At 36.3% G+C, this 24,924-nt stretch carries 21 protein-coding genes and 1 pseudogene; 3 read left to right on the top strand and 19 right to left on the bottom strand.

Annotated features, from left to right (window positions below; all coding sequences use genetic code 11):
* Window positions 1-220 precede the first annotated feature (220 nt).
* The 13 genes and pseudogenes from F4694_RS28035 to F4694_RS27975 all read right to left on the bottom strand — a co-directional run bounded on the left by F4694_RS28035 (window position 221) and on the right by F4694_RS27975 (window position 18,198).
* Window positions 221-1,870: a DUF4127 family protein gene (locus F4694_RS28035; RefSeq protein WP_179603205.1), complete on the bottom strand. Its 1,650-nt coding sequence runs from the start codon at window positions 1,868-1,870 to the stop codon at window positions 221-223.
* Window positions 1,871-1,893: 23 nt separating this feature from the next.
* On the bottom strand, window positions 1,894-3,246 hold the full coding sequence (locus F4694_RS28030) for an FAD-dependent oxidoreductase (RefSeq protein ID WP_179603204.1): 1,353 nt from the start codon (window positions 3,244-3,246) through the stop codon (window positions 1,894-1,896).
* A gap of 13 nt (window positions 3,247-3,259) precedes the next feature.
* Window positions 3,260-4,096, bottom strand: coding sequence for a carbohydrate ABC transporter permease (locus F4694_RS28025; protein ID WP_374757452.1), 837 nt, complete (start codon window positions 4,094-4,096; stop codon window positions 3,260-3,262).
* The gene (locus F4694_RS28020) at window positions 4,086-5,021 is read right to left on the bottom strand and encodes a carbohydrate ABC transporter permease (RefSeq protein WP_374757451.1); all 936 of its coding nucleotides are present in this window, start codon (window positions 5,019-5,021) and stop codon (window positions 4,086-4,088) included. The genes F4694_RS28025 and F4694_RS28020 overlap by 11 nt, the downstream gene beginning before the upstream one ends.
* Before the next feature lie 13 nt (window positions 5,022-5,034).
* Complete coding sequence (locus F4694_RS28015) at window positions 5,035-5,727, bottom strand: beta/alpha barrel domain-containing protein (protein ID WP_308806810.1); 693 nt, start codon at window positions 5,725-5,727, stop codon at window positions 5,035-5,037.
* Window positions 5,728-5,790: 63 nt separating this feature from the next.
* Window positions 5,791-7,071 carry an ABC transporter substrate-binding protein gene (locus tag F4694_RS28010; protein WP_179603203.1) on the bottom strand — a complete coding sequence of 427 codons (1,281 nt, stop codon included), beginning with the start codon at window positions 7,069-7,071 and terminating at the stop codon, window positions 5,791-5,793.
* A 99-nt stretch (window positions 7,072-7,170) separates the two neighbouring features.
* Window positions 7,171-7,875, bottom strand: a complete 705-nt coding sequence (locus F4694_RS28005) for a response regulator transcription factor (RefSeq protein WP_179603202.1) — start codon at window positions 7,873-7,875, stop codon at window positions 7,171-7,173.
* Window positions 7,850-9,682, bottom strand: coding sequence for a cache domain-containing sensor histidine kinase (locus F4694_RS28000; protein WP_179603201.1), 1,833 nt, complete (start codon window positions 9,680-9,682; stop codon window positions 7,850-7,852). Before F4694_RS28000 ends, F4694_RS28005 begins: the two co-directional genes overlap by 26 nt.
* A gap of 357 nt (window positions 9,683-10,039) precedes the next feature.
* Window positions 10,040-12,037, bottom strand: coding sequence for a transketolase (gene tkt, locus F4694_RS27995; RefSeq protein WP_179603239.1), 1,998 nt, complete (start codon window positions 12,035-12,037; stop codon window positions 10,040-10,042).
* A gap of 44 nt (window positions 12,038-12,081) precedes the next feature.
* Window positions 12,082-13,291, bottom strand: a pseudogene (locus F4694_RS27990) (PTS ascorbate transporter subunit IIC).
* A gap of 133 nt (window positions 13,292-13,424) precedes the next feature.
* On the bottom strand, window positions 13,425-13,703 hold the full coding sequence (locus tag F4694_RS27985) for a PTS sugar transporter subunit IIB (RefSeq protein ID WP_179603200.1): 279 nt from the start codon (window positions 13,701-13,703) through the stop codon (window positions 13,425-13,427).
* Window positions 13,700-15,787, bottom strand: coding sequence for a BglG family transcription antiterminator (locus F4694_RS27980; RefSeq protein ID WP_179603199.1), 2,088 nt, complete (start codon window positions 15,785-15,787; stop codon window positions 13,700-13,702). The genes F4694_RS27985 and F4694_RS27980 overlap by 4 nt, the downstream gene beginning before the upstream one ends.
* Window positions 15,788-16,290: 503 nt before the next feature.
* Window positions 16,291-18,198 (bottom strand): 3'-5' exonuclease, encoded by a 1,908-nt coding sequence (locus F4694_RS27975; RefSeq protein ID WP_179603198.1) that lies wholly within the window; start codon window positions 18,196-18,198, stop codon window positions 16,291-16,293.
* Between the two features lie 226 nt (window positions 18,199-18,424).
* On the opposite strand from F4694_RS27975, the gene F4694_RS27970 reads away from it, so the two are divergent.
* The gene (locus tag F4694_RS27970) at window positions 18,425-18,682 is read left to right on the top strand and encodes a hypothetical protein (RefSeq protein WP_179603197.1); all 258 of its coding nucleotides are present in this window, start codon (window positions 18,425-18,427) and stop codon (window positions 18,680-18,682) included.
* 37 nt (window positions 18,683-18,719) lie between these two features.
* Here F4694_RS27970 and F4694_RS27965 read toward each other — a convergent pair whose 3' ends face one another.
* Entirely contained in the window at window positions 18,720-19,685 is a 966-nt protein-coding gene (locus F4694_RS27965) for a hypothetical protein (RefSeq protein WP_179603196.1), read from the bottom strand.
* An 814-nt stretch (window positions 19,686-20,499) separates the two neighbouring features.
* Between F4694_RS27965 and F4694_RS33060 the strand changes: the two genes are divergently transcribed.
* Window positions 20,500-20,658, top strand: coding sequence for an IS3 family transposase (locus F4694_RS33060; protein ID WP_374757450.1), 159 nt, complete (start codon window positions 20,500-20,502; stop codon window positions 20,656-20,658).
* Between the two features lie 3 nt (window positions 20,659-20,661).
* Here the strand turns inward: F4694_RS33060 and F4694_RS27960 are convergent, their stop codons facing one another.
* The 3 genes from F4694_RS27960 to F4694_RS27950 form a co-directional block, all read right to left on the bottom strand.
* A complete protein-coding gene (locus tag F4694_RS27960; RefSeq protein ID WP_179603195.1) occupies window positions 20,662-20,940 on the bottom strand; it encodes a hypothetical protein in 279 nt (92 codons plus the stop codon).
* A 102-nt stretch (window positions 20,941-21,042) separates the two neighbouring features.
* Window positions 21,043-21,276 (bottom strand): hypothetical protein, encoded by a 234-nt coding sequence (locus F4694_RS27955; RefSeq protein ID WP_179603194.1) that lies wholly within the window; start codon window positions 21,274-21,276, stop codon window positions 21,043-21,045.
* 4 nt (window positions 21,277-21,280) lie between these two features.
* Complete coding sequence (locus F4694_RS27950; RefSeq protein WP_179603193.1) at window positions 21,281-21,571, bottom strand: hypothetical protein; 291 nt, start codon at window positions 21,569-21,571, stop codon at window positions 21,281-21,283.
* Window positions 21,572-22,331: 760 nt separating this feature from the next.
* Here F4694_RS27950 and F4694_RS27945 point away from each other — a divergent pair.
* Window positions 22,332-22,571 (top strand): Imm59 family immunity protein, encoded by a 240-nt coding sequence (locus F4694_RS27945; RefSeq protein WP_179603192.1) that lies wholly within the window; start codon window positions 22,332-22,334, stop codon window positions 22,569-22,571.
* A 139-nt stretch (window positions 22,572-22,710) separates the two neighbouring features.
* Here the strand turns inward: F4694_RS27945 and F4694_RS27940 are convergent, their stop codons facing one another.
* Window positions 22,711-23,808, bottom strand: coding sequence for a Gfo/Idh/MocA family protein (locus F4694_RS27940; protein WP_179603191.1), 1,098 nt, complete (start codon window positions 23,806-23,808; stop codon window positions 22,711-22,713).
* A gap of 111 nt (window positions 23,809-23,919) precedes the next feature.
* The gene (locus F4694_RS27935) at window positions 23,920-24,903 is read right to left on the bottom strand and encodes a hydroxyacid dehydrogenase (RefSeq protein WP_179603190.1); all 984 of its coding nucleotides are present in this window, start codon (window positions 24,901-24,903) and stop codon (window positions 23,920-23,922) included.
* Between the last annotated feature and the right edge of the window lie 21 nt (window positions 24,904-24,924).

The following is a 24,924-nucleotide window of genomic DNA, read 5'->3' as shown; positions in this document are numbered from 1 at the left end:
AAGTTAAAACAGATGTTCTTCTACAATCAAAGTTAAAATATAGACTTGCATAGTCACCATATTTCTTACAAATTAAGAGAGACCAATATCAAAATTTAAAGAAAACAAAAAATAAACAAGCCTATAAAAGATAAATAGGCTTGTCTATTTAATAGGACATTTATGCTAAATCTCTTTTCGTAATGTTTGTAATCAGGTTACCTTTTTACCGTTTTATCTATTACTTAAGTTCTAAATCTGGTTCTAATTCTGCCTCAAAAATTCTTGGCCAAGGCAGGTTCACATGAACACTTTCTAAAGATGAAATAGTTTTGAAGAAATCCTTGTTTCCTCTTGAACCAATGTAAACTTCTTTTCCATCAAAATATTGATACCACTTTTCTGTTTCTGCTGTTAACTTTTCCTTTACAAAGTTGTTTACTAGTGTGTATTTAGAACCTAAATCCCATTCACTTGCACCAATTTGCTGAATATATTGTCTTGCGGCTGGATGAACAACATTTTTATATCCTTGATCCTTTGCGTATCGATGGAGTAAAAATTCATAGTGGGTTTCAGCTGCTTGCTCATATAAAGGCACGCCGATTCCTGACTTTTGCTCTAAAAATGCGGTTCGTGCTGCAGCATGCCCGACTGTAATTCCCAGTGCATTTCCTGCGGTATTCCACCCACTATAGGATAAGATTTTCGTTAAATCGACGTTTTCAGCTAGCTCAGTCACAAACGCCTCATCCGCTTTATTGACGATCAAGACATCACCAATGGCTACTTGTTTTCCGTTCGATAGTAATTCATTTGTCCGCGTAACGAGCCTAGTAATATCAACTGACCTATCTGTTCCAGCTGAAGATGGAGTATTTAATAATAGGTGGATGTCAGCCTCTTTTTCGTTGTCAACAACCCTTCCTCCGGCCGAAACGATATGCTTTTGAACATTATAATCGAAGGTTGTATCTTCAAATGGAGCAGTCCAATCATCCCCATGAATCCCTCCATATTCAATAAAAAAGGCTGGGGATGTATGGAACAATTTATTGACAAAGCGAGATACCAACACAACTCCCACTTCATCTGCCCCAGGAAAGACGGCTACTTGATCCTCTACCCTGAGCTTGTTTACTTTATCAAGTAAAAGCTCCCTTTCAGCACGGTGAAGTCCATAAGGGGCCGCATCATCTTGTGCCAAGATTAAATGGTCGATATATCCTTCATTAACCCAATCAATCATTAGGTTATTAACACTATGATTTCTCGCTCTAGCATTTTTGTAATCTTGTAATACAGCATCAGGGATAATCGATTCTAATTCATCAAGTCTCGCTTTTCCCTCCATGCCTAAATTAACGACCTTATCATATAAGACGGCCCATTCACTAATCTGTGAGTAATATTTTAAATACTCATCACTGATTGCCGTGACGGCTAATCTTTGAATCGTATCAAAAACATATACAGGTTTTTCAGGGTACAATTGTTTTAATTGTTTTATCACCTGAATATCTTCGATTGCATCTTCAAGAGATTTGACACCCGTCCGTGATGCTACCAAGCCACCATATGCAAGCATACTTGTTGAAATAACAAATCCATCCGCTTGATCACCATTCTCTAGCAGCCATTTACTAATTTCCTTCCCATTCCCTGGCTGAGTGAACATTCCGATCATTTCTTTCGGAGGTGTAACCACATCTACACCTGCAGCTGCACCAACTTCAGTAGGAAAATATACATTTGCTGGCCGATCATCCAATGGAACTAGTAGAATGGTAGCTAAATCTTTCTTGTTTCCTTCTGCATTCACCATCCCTACCGTGCTAAATAAAAGGAGCACAGCAAGGCAAACAGTAAAGAATTTCCTCAATCGATTCATGATTATCCTCCTTTAAAGTAACCTTAAATGACGACACCGTTCTCTACCAAAATTTCCTGGAGCTTTTTGATATTCAAATCCTTAGGCGCAACATTATCGGCAATCGAGAGTGCTGCGGCGGTTCCAGCTGCCTGTCCTGTTGCCATTGCACTTGGAGTTAACCGTGTTGTAGCCAATGCTTCATGAGTAGTGGAAATACAACGACCTGCGACTAATAGGTTATCAATATGTTTAGGAATGAGACAGCGATAAGGGATACCATAGCTTCCATCTCCCTCGATATCATTTGCTTGAACACCTTTACCAGTTGGGTCATGAATATCGATTGGGTAACCACTGAGAGCAATACTATCATCGAATTTTTTTCCAGCAACTACATCCTCAATGGTAAGAGCATATTGCCCATCAATCCTTCTTGTTTCACGTATCCCAATTTGTGTTCCTACCGCTGAGATAGATGCCTTTTCAAAACCTGGTATCTTCTGTTGTAAAAATTCTGCCATCATGAGCACTTGTTTTCTGCCTTCTTTTTCACCTTTTGTTAAATCGAAAACATCTGTTCCATCTAGACCCTGCACCCGGGTACAATTTACAAGAACCTCATCCTCTTCGGGACCAGCAAAAAAGAGAACTTGATCCCGATTGATAGGTACACCAGACTCGTTCCATTCTTTATAAAATCCTTGTACTCCTGTGAGTGGTAAATCGTCCAATTCCGCAATGGGTGTTTTTTTGTAGAAATTGCATGGATTTGTCTTCATCGCTTCTTTAACCTTTGAAAGATCAACGCCCCTCATTCGGAATTTCATCGTCATCGGCTGGGTATTTTGATCGCTGTCCCTCCCTTTTAAGCAAGGAGCACCCGCTAAAAAGGCAATATCAGCATCACCAGTTGTATCAACAAATCGTTTAGCCGATACTCGGATTGGCCCCGATTTAGTTGTTAGATTGATAGTTGTAATCTGATTCCCCACTACCTCGACATTATCTACAAAGCTATGAACAAGGACTTCTACCCCCGCTTCTTCTAGCATTTCTAATGCTAATAGCTTATATTTTTCTGGATGATAGGGAGTGAGCGTATTGGTAAATCCTACAGTATCGCGCAAATGGCCTGGGGAACCACCTTGGTCCATTAATCTATCAACGATTTCCTGTGCAATCCCTTTTATTACTTGTTTTCCTGATTCTGTATGGAAGGTCATCCATGGATAAACAAGTGCAACCGTTGACATCCCGCCTAAAAATCCATATCTTTCAATCAGAAGTGTTTTTGCTCCTGTTCTCCCTGAAGCAATTGCTGCATTAATCCCAGCAGGACCACCTCCTGTAACAACAACATCAAATTCAAGTTCTCTTTTCAAAAATAGACACATCCTTTTTTAGTTGTTACTTTCCACCTGTCATGGCTACTCCTTCAATAAATTGCTTTTGTGCGAAGAAAAAGATAATTAATAATGGAAGTGTTGCCATTACCGATGCACTCATTAGCAGCTCCCATTTGGTCCCTACCTCATCTGTGAATAAAGCCAATGCAAGTGGCAGCGTCATAAGTTCTTTTGAATTAATGTAAATAAGCGGTTCATAGAATTCATTCCAGCTTGTTAAAAAGGTGAAGATTGTGAGTGTGGCAACGGCTGGTTTTGCTAGTGGAAGCATGATATTCCAATAAATACGGAAATACGAGCATCCATCTAATTTTGCAGCCTCTTCTAGTTCTGTTGGTACTAATAAGAAAAACTGCCGCATAACGAAAACACCAAAAACACCTGCAGGTCCTAAAATGGGTATCGCAATTAACGGTACATGTGTATTGATTAACCCTAAATCTCTCATAAATAAGAAAAGAGGGATGGTGATAACTTCAACTGGAATCATCATCGTGCTTAATAGGCAAAGGAATAGGATGGAACTCCCTCTGAATTTTAGCTTTGCAAAGGCATAGCCTGCTAATGAACCAAGAAATATGGTTCCAGCTGTTACTAGAATGGCAATATATAAGCTATTAAAATAGAAAAGGTGAAATGGTGTTGATTCTAATACCTGTAGATAATTTTCCCACTTAAACGGATTAGGGATGAATTGAAAAACAAATATTTTCGTTGAATCCTTGAATGAGGTATTAATCATCCATAAAAACGGCACAATCATCACGATAGAAATAAATGACAGCACACCATAAAATAATACTTTCGTAAACATTCCATTTTTCTTTTTATTCTTCATGGAAAACCCACCTTTTTCTAGCAGTCCATTGAATGATAGTAAAAACTAAGATAATCACAAATAAAACGAGTGCAATGGCTGATGCATACCCAAAATCGAAAAGTTTAAATGCATTTTCCCAAATATAGTAAACTAATACCTTCGTATGATTTCCCGGACCTCCGTTGGTCATGACATAGATTTGACCAAAAACCTTCATGGAACCAATAATAGTTAAGATTAAGGTTAAAAATACCGTAGGTGTAATCATTGGAAGGGTTACATTCCAAAATTGTCTAAGCTTATTAGCACCATCTAAATAGGAGGCTTCATAAAGATTCTTGTCTACCTGCTGAAGGGCCGCTAGGAACAGAACCATATTTAACCCTACATTTTTCAAGGCACTGACGACAATAACTGCCCCCATAGCAAGATCAGGATCATATAGCCAGGCTGGCCCGTCAATCCCAATAGCAGCAAGTACTTGATTAATAAAGCCTTCTTCAGTTCCAAACATATATTTCCAAATAATCGACCAAACAACAATGGATGTCATAACAGGAATAAAGATTGCTGTTCGAAAAAATCCAATGCCAGGTAAATTCTTCTGAAGTAAAAGTGCCAACAAAAGAGCAAGAATGATATTGATCGGCACTAATCCGGCTGCGAAAATAAGTGTATTTTTCAGTACCACCCAAAAATCAGGATCATTTACTAATCGTTGATAGTTCTCTGTCCCAATAAAATTGGGATCTCCGAGCAACTGCCAATCTGTTAAACTCATATAAATCGAGTAGATAAGCGGAAAAAGCATTACCAATAGAAAACCTATCACCATGGGGCTGACAAATAAGTAGCCGTAAAAGGCTTCACTGCCAATAAATTTTTTTCGCTGTTTAACACCCTTTAAGGGCGGACGTTTCGCTGCTTCAACCTTTGCTTCCACCTTCCAACCCCCTCTACAATAAATCGATTGCTTTTCTAAATGAAGTGATTTCTGATTGAATACTATTCTTGGTGTGTCCTATTACAATAGCACCGAGCATGACTGCTTTTACTCCAGCTTTCGCTAATAAAGGAATATCAGATGGTACTAGTTTTCGTTGTGAAGGAACGAGAACTGGCACATCTACATGTTGGACAAGTGATTGATAGGCAAGTACATCCTTTAGGGTCAGTGGCGTCCCATATTCCTCGCCTGGAATGATTGAAGCTTCTAATGCCGACACACCTAGGTGACCTACATTACCAATGGAGCTAAAGTTATAATCACTTGAAATCGCGAACGTTTTATCGATTCTTTTTAGACTGAGCATCCAACTTGGGTGATGGTGCGCATAGATGGAATAAAAATTGAAGCCTAAGCCAATTAATTCCTCCATCTCCCTTTGTTTTATATCTTCAAATGACCCACCTGGGACGATGCCTAGTGGTCCAGAAAATTCATCTCTAATTTTGCGGAATACATCAAAATAGGATTCAACGGAGGTAAAATGATTCCCGGATGCACGGTGCTCTACATTCACATGCAACTTAATAGCGTCCACTCCAGCATGGATCGCCGCCTTTGCCAGTTCTACTCGGTTTTCTGGTAAACTCACGATTAATGTCATTTTGTTTTCTTTGAGCATTTGTACAATTGATGTGGTCACTGTCTTTCACCCCTGTAAAAGGGATGCGGTTAATCCTATTGAGGGTTAACCGCATCTTCTTGATTATTTTAAAATAGGATTAATTTTTTCTTCCATGCCTTTTAAGATATCTTCAGGCTTTTTCAATTGACCAAATAATTCGTCGAAACCAAATTGAATAGCCGTATCAATTTTTTGCCATTCTATGTGTCCGGCTTGCAAGCGAGCATTTTCCATTTCATCAATAACTGCACGCTTAATACTCTCTACCGGCGGGTTATTAGGCTGATTTACAAACGCATCAGAGCTTAGTACTGATTCCCGTGGCGGCACGAAGAATGTTGAAGTAGCTGTGATTCCCTCTTGACTTGTAAAGAATTTAAGAAGTTCTTTTGCTTCTTCCGGATGTTTTGAATCCTTAAATAATCCATATCCTGCTTGACCAAGCATTGGATATCTGCCTTCCGAACCTTCTGGAAGTGGTGCAATATCCCACTTGAAATCTTTTACATTACGAGCAGCTGAAACATAACTATATACATCAAAGAACATACCGATTTTTCCTGAGTCAAAGCTCACTTGCTCACCCGCTTTTGGATGTGAAGAATCCTTAAACATCATGCGATCAAGCATATTTAATGTTTCTACACCCTCAGGGCTGTTCCAAGTAAATTTACTTTGGTCTTTATTAAATAAGTCCCCGCCATAGCTCCAGGTATGTGAAAGTAAAGATATCCACGTATTCCAATCGCGGAAGAAGTTAGCACCATAGACACCGTCAGCTGAAATTGCCTTTGCTGACTTTTCAAACTGTTCCCAATTCCATGTTCCAGCAGCTACATGTTCATTAGGAGTTTTTTCACCCGCTTTTTTAAATAGGTCTTCGTTATAGAACATAACCATTGGCGGAGTGGAGAATGGAATGCCATATAATTTACTATCCTTCTCGAATAAATCTAGTGTGGATGGGAAAAAGTCATCCATGTTATAGTCTTTATCTTCTTTAAACGAAGAAACGTCTTCTAAAAGTCCATTTTCCATAAATTGAGGAGCCATCCGCTCGGCAACCCAACCGACATCAGGCAGTTCCCTGCCGGCAGCTAACACGGTAATTTTTTGCTGATAATCTGGAAAAGGCACGCTCTCCATTTTCACCTTTATATTCGGGTGAGTTTCATTAAACTTTTTGATTAAATTGTTGTACACTTCCTGATGTGCTTCATTTCCCCACATCATAAAGGTCAACTCAACTTCTTCATCTTTGGAATCCTTATCCTTTGGTTCCGTGCCAGCGTCATTGCTACAAGCAGCTGTAAACGCTAACAAAATAAGTGTTAAAAATAGCAGTTTTAACTTTTTCTTCATGTATAACCCTCCTTTGACCTTTATTTTAAGGGACATACCATGTTAAAAATATCCCTTCAAACAGAGAAATAGTTCGTTAATCATAGATTCTTTAAAATATTATGAATACTTTCGATAGTACATTGGCGTCATTCCGGTCTCCTGCTTAAAAACCATCATAAAATGCTTGGGGCTTTTATATCCGGAAAGCTGCGCCACCTCGTATACTTTTAAATTCGTCCCTGTTAATAATTGCTTTGCTCGCTTTAATCGTTCCTCAGTAATATACTCCGTAAAGGTTTTGTTAAGTTCAGACTTAAATAATTGCCCCACATATTGAGGATTCAAATATACGTAATCTGCTATATGTTTGAGGGTAATTTCATGACTTAACTGGTCATCTATGTACTGAAGAATTTTCTGGAATTGTTTGGATGTGTCTATTCTTTCTTCAGAATCAGCTTTAAATAATTTTGATATCGTCTGCGATAACTCAACTCGATTAATCGGTTTTAAGAGATAGTCAGTGACACCATATCGCATCGCAGCCCGTGCATATTCAAAATCACTATGACCGCTTAGGATAATAACGGGAACATCTTTAGAAACTTGTCTTACTTTTGAGACAAAAGTAAGTCCGTCCATTCCTCCCATGCGAATATCTGTAATGATTAAATGAGGAATTCTTTGGTGAAAAAGGGAGACCCCCTCCTCGCCGCTTTTTGCTTCGATAACCTGAAATCCCCCAATAACCTGCTCTAGTAATACCTTAAGACCTTGTCTGATAATCGCTTCATCCTCAACCATTAATATTTCTTTCATCATCAGCTTCCTCCTTCGTTTGAATGGGTAATGTTAACGTAACAGAGAATCCATATTGTTCTTGACTATCAATCTTAATTCCATATTGTTTTCCATATAATAGCTGAAGACGCTCATGCACATTTGATAGTGCAATCCCATTATGTTTATCGGAAGAGGTAGTATCGTGGTTTTTTATAAGATTCTTCAGCTTTGCTAATTGCTGTGAGCTAACACCTTTTCCGTTATCACAAATTGTAATTTTAAGAATAGGTCCTACCTTATGAGCATTGATTGTAATCGTTCTGCCTTGCAGAATACCCCCATGGACGATGGCATTCTCAACGAATGGCTGCAAAATCAGTTTTGGCAGATATACATGCAGTACTGCAGGTTCAATGTTCTCATGATACTGAAGATCCTCCCCAATCCTTACCTTTTGAATGGCCACATAGGAGCGGATAAAAGATAACTCAGACTCTAATGTGACAATTTTTGATGTATTATCAATGGTATATCGAAGCAGCTTGCCCAGTGAGGAGACCATATCTGAAACATCAAAATTCCCCTTTGTGATTGCCAGCATATTGATTGATTCCAAAGTGTTATACAGAAAGTGGGGGTTCATTTGACTTTGCAGTGCTCTGATTTCTGCCTCTTTTTCTCGCAAACTAGTTTTATAAACCTCCGAAACGAGACGATCAATTTCATTGATCATATGATTAAAGCCTTTTCCAAGTTCTCCAATTTCGTCATTGGATGTAATCGAAACTCGCTGTCCTAGATTCCCTTTTTCAACATTTTTCATCGCTCGCCTTAGTTGGTGTATCGATTCCACCAGCGGCTTCGAGAGCAAAAATCCTAATAAAAACGAGATTAGAATTCCCATGAAAACAACTAGTATCATCACTCTCCGCAAATTATTCACTTCACTAAATACAGTCGATTGCGGCGTTAGCATAATGGTTTTGACACCTGAATAGTTCGATTGATTATAGACCATCATGTATTCTGTTCCATCAATGGGAATATTGGTATAATTATTTACCTTTATATCTCCCAGGTCTTCTAGAAAGGAAGATTCAATAATTTTATCTTCCTTATTTGGGTAAATGAATTGGTTATTATGATCTAAGATAAAAATATGACTCTTCTCATTTGGATTGCTGACAATCTCTTGGATTAATTCTTGCTTTAAATCAATTTTGATAATCCCTAAGGGTTCAAAGGAGGAAGGGTCACGTATGAGTCTTGAAACAGAAAAAACAGAGGTATCTTTGTTTAAGTAATAAAATGGTTTATGCAGTGGCAGTAATACCCAATTCCCATCTGCCTTTTTAATCTGTTTAATCCAGTCATTATCGGATTCGAATGCCTTCAACATGACCGTATTCGAATCCAAATTACTAAATATGGTACCGTCATTGGCCATAATATGTATTCCTTTAATCTCATTTCTCATATGGATCAAACCAGAAATATATCTCCACATAGGGACTCTTTCACCTGCAGGAGGAAAAGAAGTACTCTCTCCCTGTTCTTTATGAGACTTTAAGATATCTAATATTTCTTGGTCATACAAGGGTGACAATGACATAATTTGCATTTCTCTTAGATAACGATTTAAATTCTGATTAATTTGATCCGCCAATTGAATCTGGTATTCCTCTGTTCGCTCTCTGCTAGATTTAGAAAATTGGTAGTATGTAATAGTTCCGAGAATTGTAGCAGTAAGTAAAATAAGTAGAGAAAAAACAAGTATTAGCTTGGCCCTGTATGGGAGGGAAAATATGTATTTTTTGATCATTTGATTGTTTTTCCTACTATTCATCGACATCACCTACTTTGTTATGTAATACCTATAGCTTACTACTTTTTTGTCAGATTTTTTAATATATTTTGTTAAATAAACTATTTGACATGACTTATTAATAAATAGAGACTAAAATCGCGTAAATATAAAAATCCCTGTCTTAGCTTCTGGCAATGTTACATGTACAGGTAAAAACCCTTGCTGTATGGGGCAAGGGTTAAGGGTAATAGCATTTTTCAAAAACAACACTGAACCACATTGGTTTAGAGTATCATAATACTGCTTAAATTCTGATTCTCCAATTTTAGAAATACATACGTATTCTTTATCACTAACAACAAATGTAAAGTTGATATATTGCAATTTAAAGCTAAACTACATTCCTATCAACCTCTCCATTTTTTTAACGATATGCTCAACAGTAAAATTGAGACTCCTAGCTAAGTCATCTCCTGGTCCAGATGCACCGAATTGGTCGATGCTCATCACGGTTCCTTCAGGTCCAACATACCTCTCCCACCCGTAACTTGAACCCATTTCAACCGACAATCTCTTTTTAAGTCTAGGTGGGAGAACTTGTTGTTTATAATCATTATCTTGAGCTTCAAACAATTCCCAACTAGGCATACTGACAACATTCACTTCTATCCCTTTTTCTCGTAAGATATCCTGAGCTTCTAAAGCAAGTTCCACATCTGAACCGGTTGCAATAATAATTCCCACTGGTTCGGCTGTAGAAGGCGAAATAACGTAGGCTCCTCTTCTCACACCTTCAAATGAGGCATTCTCTAAAACCGGAACATCATGACGTCCTAACGCAAGAACAACAGGTGTCTTTTTAGATTCAATAGCAATTTTCCAAGCTGCTGCAGTTTCATTGGCATCAGCAGGTCGTATGACAATTAAATTCGGCATCGCACGTAATGATATCAAATGCTCAATCGGCTGATGGGTCGGTCCATCCTGACCAAGTAAGATACTATCATGTGTAAAAATATAGGTCATAGGTATTTCCATTAATGCTGAGTGACGGATAGCAGATCTCATATAATCAGCAAAAACCAAGAATGTACCACAATAGCCCTTAATACCACCGTGAAGAACAGCACCTGTTAAAATGGAGGCCATCGCAAATTCTCGAACACCAAAGTGGATATTTGGACCCAAATAGTCTCCTTTTTTCATAAATGGCAATTGATTAATTGTGGTTTTATTCGATGATGCAAGATCTGCAGAACCCCCTAGCAACGTAGGAATATCCTGATATATACTGTTTAACATCTCACCTGATGCCGTTCTTGTAGCCATTTTACTTGGCTTAAACTTTCTTATCGCCTTCTCAGAAAGTGAGAAGCCATCATGAATCGTTCTATATAATTCTTCTGCTAATTTCGGATAAGTCTGTTTATAGGAGTCAAATAGATGATTCCATTTCTCTTCTTCCTTCCTCCCATTTTCAATAATTTCTGAAAATGAGGAACGGACTTCATCTGGAACATAAATCAATTCTTCATACTGCCAGCCGTATGATTGTTTAATTCTTTTCGATTCATCGGCACCAACCGGATTACTATGGATTTTTTCCGTTCCCTGTAGATTTGGGGAACCAAAACCAATCACATTTTTGACCTCAATAAGTGTCGGTTGATCATGACAAGCCCTTGCTTTATCAATCGTGGCTGCTATCCTATTTAAATCATTGCCATCCTCGACTCGTAAAACCTGCCATCCCATTGCTTCAAACTTCCCTTTTATATCCTCAGTATTAGAAACTTCAACTGGTCCGTCGGACGTAACATCGTTCGAATCATACAATACAATCAAACGTCCTAATCCTAATTGTCCAGCAAGTGATACTGCTTCCTGAGCAACACCTTCCATTAAATCACCATCACCGCAAATCGTATAGGTGTAATGGTCAATAATGTTAAAACCATCTCGATTAAACTTTGCAGCCAAGTGTGCTTCTGCAATCGCCATCCCTACAGTTAGAGATAGCCCTTGCCCAAGTGGACCAGTAGTGGCTTCAACACCTGGGGTAACATGCACCTCTGGATGTCCAGGGGTACGGCTGTTTAATTTACGAAAACCCTTTAGATCATCTATTGTCAAATCATACCCTGATAAATGCAGCAGCGAATAAAGTAAAATGGAACCATGGCCGGATGTTAAGACGAATCGATCACGATTAAACCAGTTGGGATTTTTTGGATTGTGCCTCATTTTCTCTTTCCAAAGAACATAGGCCATGGGTGCAGCACCTAACGGCATGCCTAGATGACCATGTTTTACATGTTCAACACTATCTAAACACAAGGTCCTTAGGGTAGTTACTGACATCTCAGCTACACTATTATTCGTTACATTAACCATCACAATTTAAAACCCCCAGAGTAATCTTATTTACAAAAATTAAATTAGAAAATAAACTGAAGAAACTTACCAATATAGTAAACAAGTAAACCTACAATATTAAAATCTGTTTCAGGGAAAGCAGTACCTTCAAGCCCTAAATTCGCCATAATTGGATAAATAGTTGATGGCCCAATCGCAATTAAAACTCCTACCACAAATGAACCTGCAATTGCACCCTTCCAGCCTCCTGTTGCATTACCAAAAACACCAGCTGTTGCCCCAATAAAGAAGTAAGGAACAGCAACAGGAATAATAACTGCCATATTGAAAGCGCCGAATGCAAACATGCATAGGAGTCCGCCCACATATGCACTTAAAAATCCGATGACTGTTGCAGTAGGTGCAAATGGAAATACAATTGGACAATCTAATGCCGGCTTTGCATTTGGAATTAAGCGTTCAGAAATACCCACAAATGCATTTACAATTTCCCCTAAAAGCATACGAACACCCGTAATAATAACGAATAACGATGCTGCAAAGCTTAAGCCTTGAAACAATGGATAAACTAGCCAATTGACTCCTCCCGATAATGCTTCTACTTTTGCCTTCCCAGCTGCAATAGCTGCTATATAGAAGAAGATAATAATAGTAATACTGACTCCTACGACATAGTCTTTAAAAATAGATAACCAAACAGGAAGTTTTAAGTTCTCTGTACTATCTTCCGGCTTTCCGACTTTCGATCCAATCCAGCCTGACAACGCATAACCTACTGTTACATAATGTCCTAGTGCTAATTCATCATCGCCAGTTACTTTCCTCATATATGGCTGACAGATGGCTGGGAACATAGCTGCATATTCCTAGAAGTATACCGCCGATAATAACGATTAATGTAGTACTAACACCCAAAGCCTTTAACATAACGGTTAATAGTGCAGCAAGGTAAAGATTGTGCTGCCCAGTTAAGAAGATATATTTTAAAGGAGTGAACCTGGCTACTACTAAATTCATTACAAATCCGAATACCATTACTAAGGATACAGTGGTTCCAAACTTTTGCTGTGCTAAAGCTGTTACGGCTTCTGCTAATGGGAGGACTCCTTTTAAGCCAAAACCTACGGCAAACAAATCCTGAAAACTACTAAGTGCGACAACGGCAGCCCCAGAACCAACTCCAAAAACAAGAAATCCGACGATCGTCTTTAAGGTGCCAGAGACAATATTTTCAGCTGTTTGCTTTTGTAAAATCAGCCCAATAAAAGCCATAAGACCAACTAAAATGGCAGCAGAGCTTAATAAATCAAATACTATGACCTTAATAAGTTCCATATAACTATTCTCCCCCTAATAGTAATAGTCTGCTAGAAACTAGATCCTTTCATCTGCTTTTATAGCAGTTTTATTGTGTATCCTCTAAAAACTTTAAAAGCTTTTCCTTAATCTCCTTTTTGTCCATAAGATTTTGAATTCCAATGATATATTTCACCTTATTTTTAAGGTCGGGCACCAAATCTGCCATTGTTATCAGTAAATCCCCCCTAAATTGACTAACGGCGTCAATGGAATTATGTTCGGCTTTAATAGGAAATTTATTTTCCCTGATAACTTGGTCTACTTTAATTTTCAACATCATACTAGAACCCATTCCGGTACGACAAGCAATTAATGCTGTTTTCATAGATTAGCCTCCTGTTCATACTTTAAAATAAACTCATAAACTTCTTTAGAATCACTAGCTTCATCAAATTTATTATAAAAATTACGGCAATCTAACAATTCCACTAATTCTGCCATTGCTGTCAAGTGTGTTTTGTTGTCAATGGCACTTAAGCAAAAAATATATCTTACAGGATCATTTTCTGGGTTTCCAAAATGTACGGGATGTTTCAACCTTGTCATACTGATAGCGATTTCTTTAGAACCTGCTTCAGGTCTAGCATGTGGAAGTGCTACATGCTTTGCAATCACAATATACGGCCCTGACTCAATTGCAGATTCTATCATCGCCTTGATATATTCTGGTGATACCTTTTCTTCATCAACTAATGGCTGACCCGCTTTAACAATTGCTTCCTGCCAATTAGCTACTTCAATGTTCAATTGAATTAATTTCTCATTTGTAATTTCACTTAGCAATGGTTCTTTCACTTCCTGTGGCTCTATTTTGTTATTGGTAGAAAATAAGTGATAAAGGCTTTTTTCTAAGCCAAACCTATCCTTTATGTCTGCAAACTCTTCTATTATTCCCAGGATGTTTTGTATAGATGGAGGATTATACACTGGTTTTCCCATTTGTGCATATACATTTTGAATGACATGTATCTTCTCAAGACTGGACATGATGGGATTTACAATCACAAGTGGTGTTTTTTTTGAGATCATCTTTGCTGTGGGCACAGTAGAAAATAAGATATCAATTTCTTCATGAATGGAATCTAACTCTTCTATATTAATAGGCTTTATAAATTTAAATTCTGGAAACAGCGTACTTAATTCTTTATATAAAATGGCTGAGGTTCCTACTCCACTTGGACAAACGATAAGAGCAGTCTTTCTTTCTATAAATTCCTCATCGCTATTTTTGATAATGGAAGCAAAATGGATCGTTAAATAGGCTATTTCTTCGTTGGGAACCTGACCGCCAAATACAGCATTAAAAGGTTTCATGGTTTCCTCGACTAATTTATACATTTCTTTATATTCGTTTTGAATCCTAGGCAGCAATGCGTTTACAATAGGGAGCTTAAATAATAGACGATAATAGGCAGGCCTAAAATGAGTATACAGCTGTGAAATATCCTGGTTTTGTTCAACAAAACGGATACCCGCTAAACTCTCAAATCGATCAATTATACCTTTTAGTAATTCCACTAAAATAGTTCGATCATTTGTGTTTTTATCTAAGTTCCCCATTGATAATCCTAAAATCCAACCACACATGTAAGCTGTTTCTTCAGTAGAATTAATAGTAAAACCACTTAATATATCTTCTGAAAACTGAAATTCATTGGTATTCTTAAATACAGATTTACTTAGCTCCATCGTCAACCTATGATTGGTTCCTTTTATCCTCGAAATAATAAAAATGAAACTATAGATAAATTCTTGCATTCTGTTTTCAACAAATTTAATTGACCATTTTTGAGAAGCTTCTTGAATAATGGGTTGAATATCCTTCACTTGAACAAATTGATTATTACTAATAAACCGGTCTAATAGTATTGTTCCATTTGGATTGGATAATAGTTTAATGATAAAACGCATCATACAATAACGAAGGTTTTGTTCATCACCTCCTATAGAGTAGCCTCGCGAACGGTCATACATGATACTTACATCATATTGTTTTAAGTCTTTATCTAGCTTCTTTATGTCCTTCAATACAGTACTCTTACTAATGTTTAATGAATAAATAAAGTGGTTTAATGAAATATAATCATGATGATTAAATAGAAGTAAAAAAATGAATGCCTTTCTTTCTTTTTCACTAAATACATAAGCCGTTTTTGAATGATTCTCTCCTTTCGCTGATAAATGCTCGATAAAATACCGCTTTGTTGCAGAGGGAATAATAATACCCTTTTGCCTTAGCTTTTCAAGTTGTGGAACTTTTGACTCTACTAACCAATTATTAATCTTCACTAAATCATAATCAATTTGACGCCGAGTTAATTTCAACCTCTTCTCAATTTCTCCTATAGTAATGGATTCATTTCGAATGAGTAAATCTAATAATTGCAAACTTCTCTGTTCAAGCACCATTCCCTACCTCCTGATTCAATCTTATGGTGAAAACGCATTCATAACAACGTTGATTGGGATTATAAAATGTAAATACAATTTACATCCATTATCTTAATTGGCGAAAACTCACACCGACAGTAGACAATAATACTATTAAGACAGAAAAGACAATCAAAGATTTCATATTATTACTCCAATGTAATCAACTATATTTTTTTGGTGTGCACCACCAAGAAATACAATTTGATGAACAATACCTGAAGGGAGACAAATTTAACAGAACCTATAAAAATTATTTATAGGCTCTGTAATAACATTATTTTATTTAATTACTCATTCTATATATCACTCATTTTTTCCTCTATAAGTAATACTATCAAGATCTTCATTAAATTCGGTTTCGCGCGACTAGTTGATTTTTGTTATCTCTAATTTAAGTCACCTTAAAAGTTTCAATCTTTAAAAGTAGTAAAATCGAATAAGCCTATAAAAGCAATTATAGGCTTGTTTTATAAAAAAATTTAATTAATTTTCTTTACTCCAGGTTTTATTTCTTTTTTCACTTGTTTGAGGCTATCCAAATAATGAGTGAACTCTGATTCCCCTGAATAAGACAAGCATAGGTATTCTTTAGCTCTCGTCATCCCTATATATAGCAATGAAACTTCCCTTTCCTTATTCTCCTCAAGTGTAAAAGGCATCGAATCCAAATTAACGATAAAAACTGCTCTGAAATCTAATCCTTTACTGCTATCAATAGTACTGATTTTAACTTTCCCATCATCTTTTGCAAATGATCGTTTTGAAACGTCGTTCTCCGTGATCCAAAAGTAAGGTAATCCTTCATCTTTCAAAGAACGCTGAATTATATCAATAACAGGGAATTTATGAGTCCTTTTAACACGGTAAAGAATAAGCATGTCCTCCAGCGGGACTTTTTTCTCCATATGAAGTTTCTTAATAGAGCGAGCAACAATTCTCATTTCCTCGAAAAAATTAGCTGCCTTTACAATACCTGGCTCTGGACCTTTCCGCTTTGTGCTCTGCGGTGCAATTATCTCACCTTCTAGTTCACGATTTACCACTTTATTCTTAAACATCGAATGCTTACGGTAAAATTCCCATGCAAATTTTACAATCTGTTGGGTGTTCCGATAGTTTATAGAAAGAACTTTTGATCTTCCACGAAAACTTAGGCCTGTATCTTCAAGGTAGGAACGCTTCCTCTGATAAATCGTCTGAGCTCGGTCTTCTACTAATAATAGAGACTGTGTATCTGCATTAATTAATAAACTAACTAGTCGAAGCCAGTCAGCCTCAAAGTCTTGCCCTTCATCAATCAATACAGCGTCATATGTAGGTAGAATCGCTTCATTTCTTTCTAGTTTTTCTATAATATCCGGAAGTTGCTGCTCCCTTATTCTTAAATCATTCTTTAACCAAGAGTGAAAATTCCTCACTATAATATTCTCATTTTGCACAGACTTCGCATTAGGATCAAAATCAAATAAATCCTCAGGCTCATTGAGCATATGATGAATCATTTGCTGGATCGCATTTGAAAGAGAAATATTGTAGCAGAGAATAAGAATCTTCCAGTCTGGATTTTGTTTTGATAACATCTTTGCTCGACTTGCTAATATAATCGTTTTGCCACTTCCAGCAACTCCACGTATTAAGCGGTTCTTATCTCCAATTTGTTTAGCTAGATTCTCCTGGTGTAGATCCATGGTTTTAATATCATGCAAGGATAACAGAAGCTGGTCCTGATAAGGTACTGGTGGTTTGTATTCAGCACTAATGCGTACCTCCGGAAATAAGTGATAACGAATCGCATTGATGTCCTCTATGGATAGCGATTCCTTTAATCGGAATGGAACGACAAACATATTGAGGATCTTTTCCATTAATATTTCTTCTGAAAATCCCTCTTTGTCCGGGTCAATTTCATCCCTGGTAAAACAAAGATTCGGTTCAATGACGGAGTAAAGTCCTTCTTGTACAAAATCCTTAGAATACAATCTAGTAAAAACAACCCCATGGCCATAAGGGAACTTTAATTGAAATTTATATTTTCCGTCTAATTGAATCAGACTTTTATCTTTCTTCAAGGTATCAACTACATGAAACATATTGTCTCTCGCCTGCTTCATTGGACTCTTAATAACCGCTTGATCTCCAGAAGTAGTAACAATATGCCATTCATCATGATTTATTTGAAAAAGGGTATTCTTCGTATAGTCCTTCACTTCTAATACGACAATGCCAAGGTCGGGCCCAATAATCACAAAATCAGGTCTTCTTCCTTGTATATCAGGTTCAAAATATACTATGTAATCGTCTGGTAAAAAGGTCTTAAGCGTTCGAAAAAACAGCCTCTCCCCTGTTGTCGCAGATGATCGAATTGTCTCAGGAATCGTAATAGCCATAACAACCGCTCCAAAAATTGCAATTTTCTCCATTATACTACATTTAGGACAATCATCCTAAAAATATTACAATATCTTCTTGAATTATAGGCGTTTTTTGACTAACATCATCCAAAAATAACAAAATTCTCCCAAAAGTATTGTATTTTGCAATATTTTCTATTAATAATAGTATTATAGGAAAATAAGACTAAAGTGGAAGTCTTAAAGAGACCGGAGTGAAAAGATGTTAAAAGGAATAATAGAAAAACTATTTAAAACACCTCAAACCAACAGCCCGCAGCAAAACCAATCCATCAGCCAGGCAGAGGTTGAGTCCATCGTTGAGGCAAAACTAAAAGAGCATGTAGCTGCAATAGAAATTAACCAAACAGAACAATTATCACACGGGAGAGGCAGTAGCCTTGAAGAAGATTACACCCTATCAGCAAAGCAGATTGAGTATGCGCTATCGGTGATCTGGCAATCGAACCATCCCATTTAACGATTAAAGACCTTAATAGATTAAGACACATGAAGAATTAATTCTTAGAAAGAATCTCATTAAAGGCACTAATAACCTCAGTCTCCGATTGTATCTTTAGAATATACTCATAATCTAACTTCATCCTATTTTGTATTTCTTCGGGAGCATTTTCTATATCTTTTTTATTTTCCTCTAACTGTTCCAAGGTATTTTCTTCCTCTGAAGTCTGCTCTTTTGAATTGTCCCATATCTTAACCACATCAATTGCATCAGAAGCGAACATTTTAATGTTTTGTTTTTGATAAATTAATGTAGCGAATGTATCAAAAATATCTATCGATTCATTAGTAAATTTCTCTAAGTCCCCAATTAAGTATATATAGTTTGTAGTTAACTCTTTATTGATTTCTTGAAGAACTACTATATCTTTTGTTTTATCGTATTCCTCATGTAAAGTTTTAATTTTGTTTATTGAACTGTTTATTTCCTTATTTAATTCCAAAAATTCACGTAATTTTTTTATGTAGATTATGGTTTCACTAATAGTTGCTGATAGATCTCCTATAGGACTAACTTTGGAAACCTGTTTTACCATAGATAGCTTACTTAAATTCTCTGCTTTATCTGTAATATTTTTGATTCCTTCAATATTCTCAAAATAAGGAACTACTTTTTCATTAATCCAATTCGTTTGTTTAAGTAAAAGTTCAGAAGTAACCTGGTAGTATACATAGTTTTCTGCTAACTTATCAAGTTCAGTTTCTATAACTCTAATAGACTCTTTTTGCTTGTTAAACATCTCTTCTTGAGATATATCACTTGTTCTTTTATATGTTTTCCCCTTAGTTTCAATTGTCGTCCATAGTAAAAATAATGTAACAAGGCAGATTGGCAAATATGTAATCAATATTTTTTTCCTAGTTTTCTCCCCCCACATTAATGTCCATTTAGGTTTTATTAAACCGCCTATACCTAACACAATAGCAAGTGTAGACACAATCGCTAGTAGAATATCTATCACTGTTTCTTTCCTCCTAAAATAATGAAGTAATATAATCTGAAGACTTTTATCTTATTAGTTTTGAATAACGTAAAAATAACTATTTAATAGTCTAATAAACATAGGTAATATTATTCACCCCTTTTAGATTCTAGCTAAGAAGCCCATCTTTAAATGAACATAGTGAGCTTTATTCCCCTAAAGAAACAGAAAAATTTATTTTTTTAGTATATATGTCATATTCTATCATAGAGAATACAGTCTTTTATCCCAATATTTCCTTTTTATAAGGGAATTCTTAAATTCTTACATCTACATAAAAAAGTGTTATACCAACCAAAATTGGAAGGTGCCTGACACTTTTATTGGTATAAGCTTTGTTTAATAATTATGTTGAAAAATGACCTTAAATTAAGGACCCTATTCGGGGTCCTTAATTTAATTAATATATGTAGGTCCACTCATAAAACCCCTTAGGGCTATCAAACCTTTATTTCCTTTCACCGCAAAAAAAACTCTCTCCATATCCTTCACCGTCTTCCCAATCTATTTACCTAGAGGATAATGAACTAAATAAAGGAATGGGTTTGAAATAAACGTAATGGAGTGCATATGGTTTTCCCTCAATCATTTCTTCTCCAGCATTATACTCAATCTTATATATAGGGAACATTTGGAAACGGATGTAAAATAACCTGAGATTAAAATACAAAGCAATAGAATAGAATTAATTACATATTTTATACTCTTGTTCACTTTAGTTCCCCACCTATATTGATCCAACACTTAGATGGTATAGGATATTAGTACTCTACTATTAATCTTACCCGTTAGCTTGAGTACATTACCAACATATAATAATGATCGATTCCAAGAAAAATTAAAATGCCTTTCCCCGATTCAATACCGAGAAAAGGCTGCCGCAGCTAAATGTTCTCTTTTATTCACTGTCTACCTTGTCAGGGTTAAGTGCAAGTTCCTACTTTTTATATAGTTCCTAAAGTATTTCTTTAAGTTTTTTCCTAAAATCACTTGTAAAAACCCCTTTGTTAACACCATCTTTTAACAGTTCTAAAAGTTCCTCTTCTGTGAGGTCCAGTGGTCTTAGCTGGAAATGTTTTGATCCATTCTTTTCCTTATACCATGCGAACCTAATTTCCTCACGATTAAGAGCTTTGACAAAGATTCTCTCAACTGCTGAAATGTCCTCACCCTCTTGTGATAAACCTTGGACTAATAAATTGCAGTATTTAGTCCTTTTTAACACCTGACTCATGTTTATGCCTCCCTACGAATAAACATCATATATATATTTTTCATTAAAATATTAATAAGACTTTAGTAGTTTAGAAACTTCCATAATACGATTTTGATAATCTTAGCAATGGTTAGCAAAGGAATAGTTAGAATAACTATTTTCATAAAGCTTTTCTGCAACTCTTAAACTATCAACTTGTAGCCACCCACCATCTCTTTTTAAAGTATTGACGCTTTTATAAGGTGTCTCTTTTATATTTTCAGTGAATCGACATTGATGGTGTAGTGTGAATTTCTTTGTTGGGTCGTCTATATTTATCCATATTGGATCTTTCTTTCTACACATTAAGGCCATTCCCTTACCTCCTATTATTTAGTGAGTTTATTGATTTTCTAACAATATCCTGTAGCTCCTTTGAGGAAAAATCTTTCACACATACTGATCCATCTTGATACAAAACTTCCTTATATTCTGGTAGGAATTTCCTAAATACATAGCCATTTCCTGAATTAACAAATTCTCTTGCGAATATTTTCTTTCTTGAAGGCGACTTATCGTAGTAATAAAAGAATCGTCCCAACTTGTCTTCTTTTTCCCTTAATTCCTCAAATGAATTTAAAATTTTTCTTTTTTCATCCAGTGTAAGCATGAGTTCACTCCCTAACTTTATTATTGAGCATTAAGACCTATAGTTTATAAATTCGATAAACGATCAATTTCTTCCTTTATTTTTTAAAATTTGACTTTTTCGAACAAGGATTTACATAAAAAATAGAACATCCAAGGGAAGTTCTGACCTAAAATGCCGTCTATATGGATTGTTTATATTTCTGTCTAATCAGCAATATTGGCCTCTTTTCGATAGGGAATACAAGTCAAAACAAACTATCATATCAACTAAGCTTAACAAGTTTACTTGCATTTATATGATTATTAATGTTTTTATCTAATGACTCAATTCCCTCTCCCCTATTGTACTAACACAAAGGACAGTTTCTGAACAAAAATAGACCAATCTTGGATCCAATTACATCTCAACTTATCCAATTTTAAGCCTCGTTTTCAAAAATAGTTTTTGAGTAGTATAAATTCTGGAAATGTGTTTACATATTTAATAGAGAATTTCTTTCGAGGGTCGCTTCTATAAAGAATAGATTCTTATTTTTTTCGACTATTTTATAGCACATCAAAGTCTATATTTTAAGCAATCCTGCACGGATATTTATACAACTTTAATGATACTCAACAAAAAAGTTCCCTTCTAAAATAGAAAGGGATAAATCTTGGTATCATCTTAAGGCAGATGCAGCCATTTTTAGGTTCAACCGGCGGCGGGATTCAGTATGAAATGCCATTACCAATTGAAAGGTTTAGGCTTAATAGAAAAAATGAAATAAGGTGTGATTACGTTGACAAGAGAGGGTGCTTTAGAAATCATCCAAAATGAGAAATTACAGAATTTAAATTGGTTCGATGACCATAAAATTAAACCTAATGAAGTCGGTATTAGCGAAAAAGCAAATAAATGGATAGTATATACTTCAGACGAGCGGGCAAATCCGATCTCAGAGAAAGAATTCCAAACTGAAAGTGAAGCATTAGAAAATCTTATTAAACGATTAAGATCGTTGAACAAAATCTCTAGGTAATTAAATTATTGAAGAAAATATAATTAGGCTAGAAATGAAGGACTAACCTCGATTGGTTAGTCCTTTACCTTTCCAGCTCTGTTCTTTCTTTCAAATACTTGGAAATTACCTGAATCCATGGCACTCTTCTTACATCTTTTTAATTAACCGATAGCCTTTCAGCAGTCTCAATCTTCATCGCTTTTTCTTGTGCTTCAATGCATAAAGATGCAGCCTTAAATGCATGTTCTTGTGTCATGGCATTTTCTGTTCCATTCAAGCAATCTAAGATAAATTCTCCAAAGAAAGGACAGCCGACTTTTCCTGATAGCTGATATTGTTTTTCACCTTGATGATTAACCAAATATAAATGGTCTCCTTGATTTTCCCTGGCAATATCAATGTATTTTCTTATCTCGATGTATCCATCTGTTCCTAGAATAAATACACGACCGTCCCCCCATGTACCAAGTCCATCTGGTGTGAACCAATCCACACGGAAGTAAAACGTCGCTCCATTGTCGGCAACAAGTGTGGCATCCCCGTAATCCTCAAATTTCGGATATTTTTTGAAGTTGTAATTCGCTACTTTACTATGCAAAACTTTTGCATCTTTTGCACCTGTATAATATAGAAATTGTTCAACCTGATGACTTCCGATGTCACACAAAATACCACCATAATACTTTGGATCAAAGAACCAATCTGGTCTGCTGTCAGGATTTGCACGGTGCGGACCCATTCCAGTTACTTGAATAACACGGCCAATGGCTCCTTCTTCAATTAATTGTCCAGCAAAGACCGCACTCTCTACATGCAGACGTTCGCTATAATAAATTCCCCATTTCAACTCAGTTTCTGCTGTTTTCTTCTTTGCTTTTCCTATTTGATTCAAGTTTGTAAACCCTGGTTTATCAACGAAAAAATGTTTCCCTGCATCAAGGACTCTTAATCCTAGATCGCAGCGGTCTACAGGAATATTTGCTGCAGCAATTAGCTTGATGGAAGGATTTTTCAAGATCTCTTCTTCTGATGCAGCAGGGATTACATTCGGATAAGTAGTGCAAAATTTTTCAAGCTTATTTGGATCAGGATCATACACTGCAACAAGTTCGCCGCCAGCTTCTATTAATCCGTTACACATTCCATAGATATGACCATGATCTAAACCAATGGCAGCAAAAGGGAATTCTCCTTTCTCTACAATATGATTTACCAGTCCTTTTGGTGCGTAGTTCATTCCATCTTGTTTATCCATCGTAAAAACTCCATTCATTAAATGACTTGATTGTTCTTAAGCTTTTTTTACAAATCTATACGTCAGGATCACATCGCAATCCCTGTACACATCTAATTTAGTAATCTATTTCTATGCCATTATGATAGATTCTTCTTTCGTTATATTCCATTTCAATGGTTCACCCCTTAGATAACGTCCAAGCTCTTGTGCCATGTATTTACCCATTCTCTGACATTCAGCTGACATGGACCCAGCGATATGCGGAGTCAATATGACATTTTCTAAGAAGTATAATGGTGAGTCCTTTACTGGCGGTTCTGGGTATGTTACATCTAGTATCGCATAAAGGTCTTGACGTTGCTGCAGTGTTTCAATCATCTCCTGCTCCCGTATCACAGCACCTCTTGCTGTATTGATAAGTGTCGCATTAGGTTTCATGGAAGAAATATGGCTACCGGTAATTAAACCTTCCGTTTCTTTAATCCAAGGAGTATGTAAGGAAACGACATCTGCTCTTCGAAACACATCCTCTAATGAACACATTTCAACATTTAGAGCTTTTTCTTCCATTTCGGAAACCAAAGGATCATATGCGATGACCTTACAATCAAACTGCTTTAACATTTCAGCTACTTTCCGGCCAATCATTCCTAAGGACACAAGCCCAACAGTCGATCCATAAGCTCCTGGAACATTTTCTCTAGCTGGAAAGGAAGCTTTCTTTTTTACTTGTTGGAAAAAGTACCAGCCCCGTTTCAATGAAAAGAGAATTTGAGATAACGTATATTCCACAACAGGTACCGCATTTGCTTCATACGCACTTGTTATGACGATGTTTTTATCCCAAAACTCATCTGTTACAATATTCTTAATAGATCCTGCACCATAAAATACAGCTTTCAAATTAGGAGATAATTCTAGAAAAGATTGATCCATGACTGGACAACCCCATCCAGACAATATAATATCCGCTGCTGACAAAATGGAGGGATTCTCTTTGATGGATATTTTTGTTTGTGGTTCTGCATAGATGTGTACCTGGTTGTTAATTTCTTTATATGCGCTTCCGTATATGAGATCAAAATTGTCTAGTAAGTAAATCCCTCGAAGCATGCTTTCCCTTCTTTCCTATAA

Origin of the sequence: Neobacillus driksii, assembly GCF_013409995.1 — a bacterium.
Taxonomy (GTDB): domain Bacteria; phylum Bacillota; class Bacilli; order Bacillales; family Cytobacillaceae; genus Neobacillus; species Neobacillus driksii.
This window is presented reverse-complemented; position numbering and strand designations above follow the sequence as displayed.